The organism is Acinetobacter sp. YH01021 (assembly GCF_013420255.1).
Lineage (GTDB): Bacteria > Pseudomonadota > Gammaproteobacteria > Pseudomonadales > Moraxellaceae > Acinetobacter.
Map to the genome: position 1 here is coordinate 1 of NZ_VOYO01000027.1, position 13344 is coordinate 13344.

A 13344-nucleotide genomic window follows, 5' to 3' on the forward strand; every position below is an offset into this window, starting at 1 on the left:
AAAGTGAAGGTAGGGTTTGTTTTAATGTTAAATCTAGATTCTGAGATAAATTCATAAAAAAAGAGCGTATTTACATACGCTCTTTTTACAGCATTTTAACTTTTTTTGCTTAACTGACTGGCATTACAACCTATGTTGGGCTTTTTTACTTTGAGGACTAGATCAGACTACTTGGCGTAGTGGACGATTGCTCAGTCGGCATAATAGTTCATAACCAATCGTGCCATTCGCTTCAGCCACATCATCCACCAGACGGGTTTTACCCCAAAGTTCGACTTCTGTGCCCAATTGCACCTCTAACCCTGTGACATCAATAGCGATCATATCCATCGCTACGCGGCCGATCACGCGAGTTTGCTGGTCATTAATCGCGACATAGTTCTGTTTAGGGAAAGCACGTGGATAACCATCACCGTAGCCAATTGAAACAATGGCTAGCGTCATGTCTTGATTTGCGGTAAATGTCGAACCATAACCGACATGCTCACCTGCTTGAATATCATTCAAGGCAATAATTTCAGCTGTAAACGTCATGACCGGCTTTAAGTCCAGATCATGCACATCCCGGTCTGAAAAGGGCGTCGCACCGTAGAGCATGATCCCTGGACGCACATAGTCAAAATGCAATTCTGGATATTTATAGATTGCAGCCGAGTTACAGCAAGAGGCTAAAAGTGGGGCGCAGTCATTTTTAATTTCCAAGAATTGACGGATTTGTTCATCATTCAGTGGATGCTCGGCATCTGCATTGGCGAAGTGCATGGCAAGTACACAAGTAAAGCCTTCTGCTTTCAACTGATTGATCACGGTTTTAATCACATCAATCTTAAAACCTAGGCGGTTCATGCCGCTATTCAGTTTGACCCAGACTTTTAGACCTTTGGCGATATAGGCATCTTTATGTGCAATTAACCAGTCGACTTGAGCCTGTTGATGCACAATGACTTCAATATTCTGTTCGATTACGATTGGCATTTCATCTGCAGAAAAAACACCTTCGATAAGCGTGATCGGCTGTAGATAGCCTAATTCACGAATTTCTAAGGCTTCTTGCAGGCAGGCGACACCAAAGGCATCGGTTTCGCTTAAGGCTGCTAAGCAGTCTTTAACTCCGTGTCCATAAGCATTGGCTTTTACCATACTGACGATTTTCGCGGTTGGGGCAAGTTGTTTGACACGGTCTAAATTATATTGCAGCGCAGCGCTGTCAATATAAACTGTAGCTTGGCGCACCCTAAATTACTCCTAGAGGGACGATGGAAATGTGATGACGAGAGCCTGATTACTCTTCGTCATCATACTGAGCATAGAACTCAGGTGAGAGATTACTAAAGCGGGTATATTGACCTTCGAATGCCAGACGCACGGTACCAATCGGGCCATTACGTTGTTTGCCGATAATGATTTCGGCGGTGCCAGCTTCTTTAGATTCTTTGTTATAAACCTCATCACGGTAAATAAACATGATCAAGTCGGCATCTTGCTCGATCGCACCGGATTCACGCAAGTCGGACATTACCGGACGTTTGTTTGGACGGTTTTCTAGAGAACGGTTCAACTGCGACAAGGCAATTACCGGACATTGCATTTCTTTTGCTAAGGCTTTTAAGCTTCGGGAAATTTCCGAGATCTCGCCAACACGGTTATCACCCATGCCAGGGACTTTCATCAACTGCAGGTAATCGACCATGATACAGCCGAGCTTGCCACCATGCATTTTGGCAATACGACGCGCACGGGCACGTAATTCTGTTGGTGGTAGGGCAGAAGAATCATCGATATACAGATTTTTTTCTTGTAAATGAACGATGGTACTGGTGACTTTTGACCATTCATCACTGTCCATTTTGCCGGAACGTAAATGTCCCTGGTGCACGCGACCAAATGAAGAAATCAAACGCATGGCGATCGAGTCGGCAGGCATCTCCATTGAATAGACCAGAGCAGGCAGATTGTTATTGAATAAAACGCTTTCGACCAGATTCATGGCAAAGGTGGTTTTACCCATGGAAGGACGCGCCGCGACAATAATTAAATCACCAGATTGCATGCCGGAAGTTTTGTTATCCAGTTCCACAAAACCAGTAGTTAAACCGGTAATGCTACCTTCCATTTGTGACAGTTCATTTAATTTGTCAAATACGTCTGCGACCACCGAGTTGATCGGCTTAGGACCTTGGGCTTTGGCATTATTATTATGTTGTTCGGCAATCGAGAAAATATTGGTCTCAGCCAGATCCAGAATTTCACTCACTGTGCGGCCTTTGGTGTCATAGGCATTTTGTAAAATTTCAGAGCTGACTTTAATCATGCTGCGCAGGGTAGCAAACTCTTTAATTTTCCCAGCATAAGTTTCCAGGTTATAGAAACTTGAGGGTGAGTCTGCCATCAGCTGCATCAAATACTCTTCGCCACCAATTGCGTCGAGCAAGTTTTGTTTAATGAGCCAGTCATGCACCAGAACCGCATCATAAGGCGAGTTTTCTTTAGAGAGTTGCTCAATGGCACGGAAGATATATTTATGTCGGGTGGCATAGAAATCATTTTCGGTCAGTACATCACCGACCTGCTCAAAAGATTCAGCCACAGTCATAAGGGCAGCAAGTACAGCCTGTTCAATTGCTAAATTGTGTGGCGGAGTACGGAACTCCTTGAGATTGCTATTTTCAGTAACAATTTCTGGTTTAGCAGGAGCTACCTTTTTGCTGGCATTCGCCTGTGACATATAAATCCCTGATTTTAAATACAATGGTTAAATATCGTCGGAGATGAATAGCGTTTATTCACGACGAAATGAAATGATACGCGCTCTGATCAAAAATGCGAAGTGCAATTTTTTGTAAACACGAATAATAAAATGAATTTGACAGTGTTGGCTAGATTATATTTTTTAGAGATAAAAAAAGAGCATGCTTTCGCATGCTCTTTTTGAGGCGAGAAATTACTCAGCTACGATAGTAACTAGAACTTCTGCAGTAACATCATGGTGCAATTGGATTGCGATGTTAAATTCGCCAGTGTGACGAAGCGCGCCATTTGGAAGACGTACTTCAGCACGGTCTACTTCTAGACCAGCATTTGTCAACGCTTCAGCGATGTCACGAGTACCGATAGAACCGAATAGTTTACCTTCATCACCAGCTTTTGCAGTGATAACGATGTTCACTTCGTTCAATTGGTCAGCACGTGCTTGAGCAGCAGCCAAGATAGCAGCTTCTTCTTTCTCAAGTTCAGCACGACGAGCTTCAAAAGCAGCAGTGTTTGCTTCAGTTGCAGCAACAGCCTTACCTTGAGGGATAAGGAAGTTACGGCCGTAACCAGCTTTAACTGAAACTTTATCGCCTAGTTTACCTAGGTTTTTAATGCGTTGTAATAAGATAATATCCACAGCTCAACCTCACTTATGATTGTCAGTGTAAGGGATCAAAGACAAGTAGCGAGCTTGTTTGATAGCTAACGCTAATTGACGTTGGTAACGAGCTTTAGTACCTGTAATACGGCTAGGAACAATCTTGCCGTTTTCAGTGATGTACTGTTTTAAAGTGTCGATATCTTTGTAGTCGATGTACGTAACGTTCTCAGCTGTAAAGCGGCAGAACTTGCGACGACGGTAAAAACGTGCCATGTTATGTTCTCCTTAAGCTTCAGCAGAGTCTTGAGCGTGTTGTGCTTCTTCACGTTGAGCTTTACGCGCACGTTTTTCTTCAGCACTCTTCGCCAATAGTGACTCTTCAGTGATAGCGTTTTCACGACGGATGATAAGGCTACGAATGATTGCGTCGTTATAACGGAACAATTCTTCAAGCTCATCAAGAGTAGTTTGACCACACTCAACATTCATAAGAATGTAGTGAGCTTTGTGGATCTTGTTGATTGGGTAAGCCAATTGACGACGGCCCCAGTCTTCAAGACGGTGAATTTGACCTTCAGCTTCTTTGATGTGAGTTAGGTAGCGTTCTACCATACCAACTACTTGATCGCTTTGATCAGGGTGTACTAAAAGTACGATTTCGTAATGACGCATTGTCAGCTCCTTACGGTTTGGACAGCCCCAATTTAAGTAAATTGAAGCAAGGAGTCACAACCAAAGTTGTGTCGCAGTGTTTGCGAAGGGGGAATTGTAGTGATCTTTAGGGATAATTTCAACCAAATAAGACATTTTTGCGAAATTATATCTATAGTCAGATCTTTTAATAGAAAACCACATTAACTTTAAAACAGCAGGGTTCGACTGCTTAAATTCAGCAAATGTACTATTGAGAATATCAAGTGGCTTTCTCTAACTTAAAATCTGCATACACATTATCAATGTCAGGCTAAAACCAAAAAACGGTAAATTTATCAGAGATAAGAAAAGAGAGGGAGGTTCTAAAGCAGAGATTTTGATTCTGCTCTACAACTATTGGAAGTAGGGGATTAAGAGAAATCAAAATAAAAAAGATAGAGACTAACTCTATCTTTTTAAAAAAACACAATCTGTGTAGATGGCGCAGTTGAGGTAAAGCTAAAGATAATACTAATGACAGTAATCAGGATCACCGAGAACAAGAAATATTTCTTTGCCCAAAGTTGATCATTTTCAGCTTTAAATCCAATGACACCGATATACAACCAGTAAATGCACAGTAAGTTTAAAATCACTGCATAGAACCAGTTGGCATAACCAAAGACAAATAACGCATTCATGGTCAGGGTGAATAACACCACATAAACCAGTGATTCAATCTTAGTACGATGAATCGAACGTGCCACAGGCAAGATCGGAATGCCTGCATTTTTGTAATCATCAAAGCGGTAAATCGCAATCGCCCATGAGTGAGGCATTTGCCATAGCGCATAACCTAAAAAGATCAGTAACGCACCGAGGTCAAATTGATTGGCCACTGCGGTATAACCAATGACAGGCGGAGCTGCACCAGAAATACTGCCTACAACAGTTTGATGAATTGTGGTTCGTTTTGTCCATAGGCTGTAGAAACCAACATATACGACAAAACCAATCACCGCGAATAAGAAAGCGTACGCATTTACCCAGAACCATAAAAGACTAAAACCAGCGATGCCTAATACCAGGGCAAAGGCCAGGGCAACAGGTTCGGAAATGGTTTTGGTGACCAGAGCACGGTTTTGGGTGCGCTGCATTTTTTGGTCGATGTCCTGGTCAATCACGTTGTTGACCACACATCCTGATGCTACGACAAGCGTAGTACCGAGAAGGGTAATAAGCAGGAGAAGGAAATCTACAGAACCTTGAGTGGCTACGAAGTAGCCACCCAAAGTGGTAACAAAGTTACCGAAGAGAATTCCTGGCTTAGTCAGGAATAAATACTTTTTCAGCATGACGACCAGTTTAGATCATCATGTTGTAGTGTAGGTAATTCATGATCCATACAGAACCCACTAAAAGAATAGCGATAGTTAAGATGGTATACACGAATGCAATCACGTTCCAGCGTTGCTCTGAAGAAGAGTTCATATGCAGGAAGTAAATTAACTGCACAAGAATCTGAGCAACCGCAGTAATCGCGATGACAGTAATTAAGATACCACGGCCAAAACCGCCTGCCATTACCATACCGAATGGAATTACGGTAAGGATGACAGAAAGGATGAAGCCGACGGTATATTGCTTAACGTTACCGTGTGATTCGCCAGCAGCGTTATGATCGTGACTCATTACAGAACTCCCATCAAGTAAACTACGCTGAATACACAGATCCAAACGATGTCAAGGAAGTGCCAGAACAAGCTTAGGCAAGCTAGACGACGCGTGTTTGCAAGAGTCAAACCATATTTCTTGATTTGAACCATAAGCACGATCATCCAGACCAGACCAGAAGTTACGTGAATACCGTGCGTACCTACCAAAGTAAAGAACGCAGATAAGAACGCACTTGTGCTTGGACCGTGACCCGCATGAACTAGATGATTGAATTCATATAGTTCCATGCCGATGAAGATAGCACCGAATACCCAAGTAATCGCTAACCAAGTTAGTACTTTTGCAACGTCTTTTTTGTATGCAGCAAGAACTGCAAAACCAAAGGTTACAGAAGAGATCAAGAGGGCGAAGGTTTCAGTAAGAACGAAACCTAAAGAGTCGCCAAACAGGTCTCTCGCACTTGGAGTACCCACAGGAATGTGGCTACTCAAAACAGCGAACGCAATGAAGAGTGTACCGAACAGGACAAGGTCACTCATCAAGTAAGTCCAGAAACCAAAGACGGTGATGTCAGTATCATCGTGATGATGATGCTCATCGTGTCCGTGGTTATCGTGATGAAGTACTTCAGCCATTGTCTTAGTCCTTCTTCAAGTGTTTTTCAAGAATCGCATAGCGTTCGTTTTCAATACGCTCAACTTCAGCAGCTGGAACATAGTAATCCACTTTCTTGGTGAAAGAAGACACGATGAAGCTAATGATAGAAGCAAGGAACGTAACAACTACTAACCACCAGATGTGCCAGATTAAACCGAAGCCCATAACAGTGATGAACATCGCGATAACGAAACCGGCAGCACGGTTAGTTGGCATATGAACATCTTCGTACTTCGTTGGTTTTGCATACGCAACACCATTTTCTTTCTCGATCCAAAAAGTATCAATACCATTGATCTTTGGAAGATGAGCAAAGTTATAGAACGGAGCAGGAGAAGATGTCGCCCATTCAAGGGTACGACCATCCCATGGATCGCCAGTCAAATCCAGACGTTGGTCACGTTGTAAGAAACCAACCACGATTTGCAGAATGAAACATACGATACCAAGCGCAATCAGAACTGCACCGAACATCGCGATATTTACATACGGGTCCCATTCTGGGTTGTCAAATGTATTCAAACGACGTGTCATACCCATGAAACCAAGGATATAAAGTGGCATGAACGCAAAGTAGAAACCGAAGAACCAGAACCAGAACGCTGCTTTACCCCAAGTCTCATTCAGTCTCCAACCGAACATTTTCGGCCAGTAGAAGATGATACCTGCGAACATCGCAAATACTACACCACCAATAATTACGTTATGGAAGTGAGCAATCAGGAATAAAGAGTTATGTACCAGGAAGTCCGCTGGTGGAACCGCCATCAATACACCTGTTAAACCACCGATACCGAAAGTTACCAGGAAGCCTAGTGTCCATAGCATTGGAGTAGTGTAAACAATACGACCCTTGTACATGGTGAATAACCAAGAGAAGATTTTCACACCTGTAGGAATCGCAATAATCATGGTCATGATACCGAAGAATGCGTTAACGTTGGCACCTGCACCCATGGTAAAGAAGTGGTGAACCCATACAACGAATGACAATACTGTGATTGCTACTGTTGCATACACCATTGATTTGTAACCGAACAATGCTTTGCGCGAGAAAGTCGCAACAACTTCAGAGTAAATACCAAATGCTGGTAATACCAAGATATATACTTCCGGGTGACCCCAAGTCCAAATCAAGTTCACGTACAACATCGGGCTACCACCCAAGTCGTTAGTAAAGAAGTGGAAACCGAAGTAACGGTCAAGCGTTAACATTGCAATTGTTGCAGTCAACACTGGGAAAGCCGCAATAATCAATACTGCTGTACATAAAGATGTCCAGGTAAAGATTGGCATTTCCATAAGTTTCATGCCAGGCGCACGCATTTTGATGATGGTAACGAAGAAGTTAACACCCGTTAATAGCGTACCCAGACCTGAAATTTGCAGTGCCCAGATATAGTAGTCCATACCTACGCCTGGAGAGTATTCAATGCCAGACAGTGGAGGGTATGCCATCCAGCCTGTTGCAGCGAACTCACCTAACGCGAGTGACACCATCATTAGACCCGCAGCACCGGCGAATAACCAGAAGCTGAGTGAGTTTAATAATGGAAATGCAACGTCACGTGCACCGATTTGAAGCGGTACAGAGATGTTCATCAAACCAACAACAAGACCCATTGCCACGAAGAAGATCATGATCACGCCATGCGCGGTAAAGATCTGATCGTAATGCTCAGGGTGTAAATAACCTTCGCCGCCACCTTTTGCAAGGAACTGCTGAAGACGCATCATGATCGCATCGGCGAAACCACGCACCAGCATGATGATCGATACGAACAGGTACATGATACCAATTTTTTTATGGTCTACAGATGTGAACCATTCGTTCCACAGGTAGCCCCATTTTTTGAAGTAGGTAATACCGGCAACAACTGCGATACCACCCAAGATCATCATTGCAACAGTTGCCAATACGATTGGATCGTAAGGAATTGCATCCGGACCTAACTTACCTAAGAAGCTCATGTCTTATTCTCCTTGAGAAGCAGTCGCATGTTCACCAGCTACATGAGCTTCAGAAGCAGACGCTTCATGAGCAACAGCATCAGTCGCTGCAGCTTCTACAGGAGCTGAATGGTCAGCACCGTGGTAGTTACTCATATACTTGTGAATCACAGATTCAAACAAACCTTGCTCTACAGAAGAGTAGTAAGTCACAGGATGTGGCTTAGTAGGGTAAGGCTTCATTGCTTCAGCAGCAGCCTTCTCTTCAGGAGTCTTAGCTCTTGCAATAATCGCTTCGATCTGGTGAACACCGCGGTTACCGTCACGTAAGCTTGCAAATTCAGCTTGGTCTAGAACAGTTTTTTGTACTGCATTAGGGTTAACTGAAGTACCGTTTCCTGCCTGAATAGCAGAAACCCATTCAGCAAATTGAGCATCAGTCACAGAATGTGCACGGAAGCGCATTTGTGAGAAGCCATAGCCTGAATAGTTTGAAGAGAAACCACGATAACCTTCAGCTGGACTAGTTTCATCAGCTAAGAAGTTAAGGTGAGTTTGCATACCTGCCATTGCATAAATCTGACCACTTAACGCCGGGATGAAGAACGAGTTCATCGTGAAGTTAGAGGTTAAACGAAGGCTTACCGGAGTTTGCTCTGGGAAACGCAATTCGTTAACAGTTGCAATGCCTTGCTCAGGATAGATGAAGATCCATTTAAATTGCTCAGCAATAACCTGAACAGTTAAAGGTGCTTTATCTGCTTCAATTGGACGGTATGGGTCATACTTGTGGGAACCCCACCAAGTTAACCAAGCTAAAATACCAATAATAATGACAGGGATACCCCATACTACAATTTCAATCGCAGTAGAGTGTGCCCATGTAGGTTTATAGTCTGCGTCTTTATTCGATGCACGATATTTCCAACCGAACCATAATGCCATGATGATTGATGGAATAACCACCAAAAGCATTAAGTAAATCGCAGTCATCATCAGGTTACTTTGACCTGCTGCAACTGGACCTTTAGAGTTCAGAAGTACCATATCACCACCACACCCGGTCAAGAGTGCAGTCATCGCAGATAAAGACAATACAGCTAAAATCGTTTGTCTCATTTTACAACCTCGGTGAAGAGTCCCATTCCCTAATTTAATATGGGATAGCGATTAAAGTGCACATGACAAAAAAGGCTGAATTTTACAAAACATCCTATTAATCACAATACACCGCTACGTTGTAGGGCATTATGCCTGAGATTCACGAACTAAGCTATATCTAGGGCGCTTTAAATGCCTGTAATAAAAACCGATTTTGCTGGTCTGGATTGGGGGGGATTTATGGGAATTTTATTTCAATTTCAAAGTTCTGTAATCAAAATGGGATGATATTCATCCCATTTTGTGTATTCCTGCACTATTGTTTCACAACTTGCGTTTTTGCGAGTTTATCGTGCAAGGTTTGACGTTTTTTGCCCAATCCGAAGGCCCAGTCAATAATTAAACTCAGTGGCATAAATACAATATTTAAAAATATGAAAAATACGCTACGAATAGTAAAGGCGCGCAACAGGCTGGTCTTTTCACCTGATTCTACATCTACAATTTTGATTTTCGTGAGCTTTTTACCAATACTTTGGCCTGATTTGGCAATCAGAAAGGCTTGAATGGCCAGCATGATAATCAAATAGACCGCTGTGGCAAGCCACGCCTGCTGAGAAAACATCTCAAACATTTGAGTCTGTAATTGCTGAGCCATTGCAGGATCTGCATCGCTACTCAGCACAACATTCATGAATTCTTCATTCAGTTGAGCAAACCGCGTTTCCTGTTCAGGCGTAAAAAAAGCAGTCAAAATGAAGGTTGCTGGTAGCCACAGTAATACGTCTACAATTTTGGCCAGGATACGGCTTGGAATACTGGCAAGTTCATTTTTTTGAGTTACTGTTTGAGTATGAGGCTGTGAGTAGGCCGAAGTCGTTGGTTGGCTATTCTGGAATACCGGCGTTTCAGGTGTGACTGCTGGAGCGACATAACCTTCGGGTTGATATACCGATTTTCCTTGGGTAAGTTCACCTAAGGCTTTCCACTCGGTCATGCCTTGATGCCATGCCAGGTCAGTCAGCATGACTTGTTGATTCGCCAGCATCTGATTCAATTGCTCGAGCGTATATGGACCAGCTTGTTGATTGTTTCGTGCCAAGTAAATCTGCATATAGACTGAATCTCAATATATAAATGTGAACTGATAATAGCTTTGAACAAGATTGTATTGAATTCTGTTTTGAAAACAAACATCCTCTCATCGTAAGATATAGATTAATTAAGGATTTTCAATCATATTTCTTATTAAAAATGCGCCCATACAAAATTGCAAGGATCTCTACTCTTAAAAATATCTTCCCGAACACTCAATGGTTATTCATTATTATTGCCATTTTGATATGACTTTACTGTTGGTATTTGTTTGTCATTACAGTCTTTATGTGTTGATAAGCTTTGATTTAATTATATTTATAACTTCAATTGTTTAGATTTCGATTGGGTCTTTAGTTATCAAGTTTCAAACAATAAATCATAATGTCTATCTCATAAAAAAGACCCTATCAAAGGGTCTTTTTTATTCACAATTGCTTATGCTTTTTGCACTTTTTCTTCAGCCAGGAAGAACCAAGTTTCAAGTACCGAGTCTGGGTTTAAAGATACAGAGTCGATACCTTGTTCCATTAACCATTGTGCAAGATCTGGGTGATCAGAAGGACCTTGACCACAAATACCAACATATTTGCCAGCTTTACGGCATGCTTGAATTGCAAGAGAAAGCAACGCTTTAACCGCAGGGTCGCGCTCATCAAATAGGTGAGAGACAATACCAGAGTCACGGTCAAGACCAAGCGTTAATTGTGTTAAGTCGTTTGAACCAATAGAGAAACCATCGAAATGTTCAAGGAACTGATCTGCCAATAAAGCATTGGTTGGAAGTTCACACATCATGATCACTTTAAGGCCGTTTTCACCGCGCTTAAGACCATTTAATGCAAGAAGTTCAATTACACGTTTCGCTTCAGCAACAGTACGAACAAATGGAATCATGATCTGGATATTGGTTAAACCCATTTCATCACGTGCCTTTTTCAATGCACGACATTCGAGTTCAAAGCAATCACGGAAGTTATCAGAAACGTAGCGACTTGCACCACGGAAACCTAGCATCGGGTTTTCTTCTTCTGGCTCGTATAACTTACCACCGATCAAGTTTGCATATTCGTTAGACTTGAAGTCTGACATACGAACAATGACTGGCTTGTCTGCAAATGCAGCAGCAAGTGTCGAGATACCTTCAACCAGTTTCTCTACATAGAATTCAATTGGAGATGCATAACCTGCAGTACGCGCCATGACTGCTGCACGTGTTTCACGTGGAAGGCTGTCAATATTGATTAATGCTTTCGGGTGAACACCAATCATACGGTTAATAATGAATTCAAGACGCGCCAGACCAATACCTGCGTTTGGAATTTGGGCAAAGTCAAATGCACGATCCGGGTTACCCACGTTCATCATTACTTTAAATGGAAGAGCAGGCATAGACTCAATTGAATTCTTTTGAATTTCAAAATCTAGTGCGCCTTCATAGATAAAGCCAGTATCACCTTCAGCACAAGACACAGTCACTTCCTGACCGTCTACAAGAACTTCAGTTGCATTACCACAACCCACGATTGCAGGAACACCAAGCTCACGTGCAATAATTGCTGCGTGACAAGTACGACCACCACGGTTTGTTACAATCGCAGCTGCACGTTTCATGACTGGTTCCCAATCCGGGTCAGTCATATCAGATACAAGAACATCACCATCTTGTACTTTGTCCATTTCTTTAATAGACGTCACAATGCGGACTTTACCAGAACCAATGCGTTGACCAATTGAACGGCCTTCACAGATCACAGTACCGCGTTGTTTCAACAGGTAGCGTTCCATAGTGCCGACATTTTCACGGCTTTTTACAGTTTCAGGACGCGCCTGAACGATGTAGATTTTGCCATCATCGCCATCTTTTGCCCACTCGATGTCCATTGGTGTACCGTAGTGGTTTTCAATGATCAGCGCTTGTTTAGCAAGCTCTTGTAATTCTTGGTCGTTTAAAGCGAACTGTTGGCGTTCAGCTTTTTCAACATCCACGACAACGACAGATTTACCTGCAGAGGCTTCTTCACCGTAAATCATTTTCTGATGCTTAGAACCCAGGTTGCGACGAAGAATCGCGTGTCGGCCTGCATTTAAAAGCGGTTTAGAAATATAGAATTCGTCCGGGTTAACTGCACCTTGAACGACCATTTCACCCAAACCATAAGATGCGGTAATGAATACTGCATCACGGAAGCCTGATTCAGTATCTAGCGTAAACATTACACCTGCAGCGCCAGTTTCTGAACGAACCATGCGTTGTACACCAGCAGACAGGGCAACTACATCATGGGCAAAGTTTTGGTGTACACGGTAAGAGATTGCGCGGTCGTTGTACAAAGATGCAAACACTTCTTTGATTGCGATCAGAACGTTATCAATACCACGAATATTCAGGAAAGTTTCTTGCTGGCCGGCAAAAGAAGCATCCGGCAAATCTTCTGCAGTTGCAGAAGAACGAACGGCAACCGCGATGTCAGGGTTGCCGTTAGAAAGTTCTGCAAATGCTGTACGAACTTCTTGTTCTAAGGCAGGCGTAAGTGGAGTATCCACAATCCATTGACGAATTTTTGCGCCAGTTTCAGCGAGTGCATTTACATCATCAACATTGAGTGCAGCAAGCTCTGCATTGATTTTAGCGTTTAGGCCACTTTGCTCGAGAAATTCACGGTAGGCATCGGCAGTCGTTGCGAAACCACCTGGCACAGATACACCAGCATTTGATAAGTGGCTGATCATTTCGCCTAGTGATGAGTTTTTCCCACCGACCAGCTCAACGTCGTGCTTCCCTAATTTTTCCAGACCAATTACGCGCGCTTCCAAAGTTGTTACTCCACTTTTGCAGTATTAATCACTATCTCGGCATGAGAGTATAGCAAATCATC

12 protein-coding genes are annotated in these 13344 nt (G+C 42.8%); all 12 read right to left on the reverse strand.

Annotation, left to right across the window (positions count from 1 at the left end; genetic code table 11):
- Window positions 1–162 precede the first annotated feature (162 nt).
- Complete coding sequence (gene alr, locus FTT86_RS13745) at window positions 163–1233, reverse strand: alanine racemase (protein WP_005252156.1); 1071 nt, start codon at window positions 1231–1233, stop codon at window positions 163–165.
- A gap of 49 nt (window positions 1234–1282) precedes the next feature.
- A complete protein-coding gene (gene dnaB / locus FTT86_RS13750; protein WP_004645414.1) occupies window positions 1283–2725 on the reverse strand; it encodes a replicative DNA helicase in 1443 nt (480 codons plus the stop codon).
- 216 nt (window positions 2726–2941) lie between these two features.
- Window positions 2942–3388: a 50S ribosomal protein L9 gene (rplI, locus tag FTT86_RS13755; protein WP_180181371.1), complete on the reverse strand. Its 447-nt coding sequence runs from the start codon at window positions 3386–3388 to the stop codon at window positions 2942–2944.
- Window positions 3389–3397: 9 nt separating this feature from the next.
- Complete coding sequence (gene rpsR / locus FTT86_RS13760) at window positions 3398–3625, reverse strand: 30S ribosomal protein S18 (RefSeq protein WP_004278792.1); 228 nt, start codon at window positions 3623–3625, stop codon at window positions 3398–3400.
- 12 nt (window positions 3626–3637) lie between these two features.
- Complete coding sequence (gene rpsF, locus FTT86_RS13765; RefSeq protein ID WP_004278789.1) at window positions 3638–4024, reverse strand: 30S ribosomal protein S6; 387 nt, start codon at window positions 4022–4024, stop codon at window positions 3638–3640.
- Window positions 4025–4461: 437 nt separating this feature from the next.
- On the reverse strand, window positions 4462–5340 hold the full coding sequence (cyoE, locus tag FTT86_RS13770; protein WP_004645412.1) for a heme o synthase: 879 nt from the start codon (window positions 5338–5340) through the stop codon (window positions 4462–4464).
- Between the two features lie 10 nt (window positions 5341–5350).
- Entirely contained in the window at window positions 5351–5677 is a 327-nt protein-coding gene (locus tag FTT86_RS13775) for a cytochrome o ubiquinol oxidase subunit IV (protein WP_004645410.1), read from the reverse strand.
- Window positions 5677–6297 carry a cytochrome o ubiquinol oxidase subunit III gene (gene cyoC / locus FTT86_RS13780; RefSeq protein ID WP_004278786.1) on the reverse strand — a complete coding sequence of 207 codons (621 nt, stop codon included), beginning with the start codon at window positions 6295–6297 and terminating at the stop codon, window positions 5677–5679. The genes FTT86_RS13775 and cyoC overlap by 1 nt, the downstream gene beginning before the upstream one ends.
- Window positions 6298–6301: 4 nt before the next feature.
- Entirely contained in the window at window positions 6302–8290 is a 1989-nt protein-coding gene (gene cyoB / locus FTT86_RS13785; RefSeq protein WP_005252153.1) for a cytochrome o ubiquinol oxidase subunit I, read from the reverse strand.
- A gap of 3 nt (window positions 8291–8293) precedes the next feature.
- A complete protein-coding gene (cyoA, locus tag FTT86_RS13790) occupies window positions 8294–9388 on the reverse strand; it encodes a ubiquinol oxidase subunit II (RefSeq protein ID WP_005252151.1) in 1095 nt (364 codons plus the stop codon).
- Between the two features lie 298 nt (window positions 9389–9686).
- Window positions 9687–10484: an RDD family protein gene (locus tag FTT86_RS13795; RefSeq protein WP_005252149.1), complete on the reverse strand. Its 798-nt coding sequence runs from the start codon at window positions 10482–10484 to the stop codon at window positions 9687–9689.
- 419 nt (window positions 10485–10903) lie between these two features.
- On the reverse strand, window positions 10904–13282 hold the full coding sequence (gene ppsA / locus FTT86_RS13800; RefSeq protein ID WP_005252147.1) for a phosphoenolpyruvate synthase: 2379 nt from the start codon (window positions 13280–13282) through the stop codon (window positions 10904–10906).
- Window positions 13283–13344: the final 62 nt, after the last annotated feature.

Coding starts and splice junctions, on each gene's coding strand:
- dnaB (WP_004645414.1), bottom strand. CDS start 2,725: ATGTCACAGGCGAATGCCAGCAAAAAGGTAGCTCCTGCTAAACCAGAA.
- rpsR (WP_004278792.1), bottom strand. CDS start 3,625: ATGGCACGTTTTTACCGTCGTCGCAAGTTCTGCCGCTTTACAGCTGAG.
- rpsF (WP_004278789.1), bottom strand. CDS start 4,024: ATGCGTCATTACGAAATCGTACTTTTAGTACACCCTGATCAAAGCGAT.
- cyoE (WP_004645412.1), bottom strand. CDS start 5,340: ATGCTGAAAAAGTATTTATTCCTGACTAAGCCAGGAATTCTCTTCGGT.
- FTT86_RS13775 (WP_004645410.1), bottom strand. CDS start 5,677: ATGAGTCACGATCATAACGCTGCTGGCGAATCACACGGTAACGTTAAG.
- cyoC (WP_004278786.1), bottom strand. CDS start 6,297: ATGGCTGAAGTACTTCATCACGATAACCACGGACACGATGAGCATCAT.
- cyoB (WP_005252153.1), bottom strand. CDS start 8,290: ATGAGCTTCTTAGGTAAGTTAGGTCCGGATGCAATTCCTTACGATCCA.
- cyoA (WP_005252151.1), bottom strand. CDS start 9,388: ATGAGACAAACGATTTTAGCTGTATTGTCTTTATCTGCGATGACTGCA.
- FTT86_RS13795 (WP_005252149.1), bottom strand. CDS start 10,484: ATGCAGATTTACTTGGCACGAAACAATCAACAAGCTGGTCCATATACG.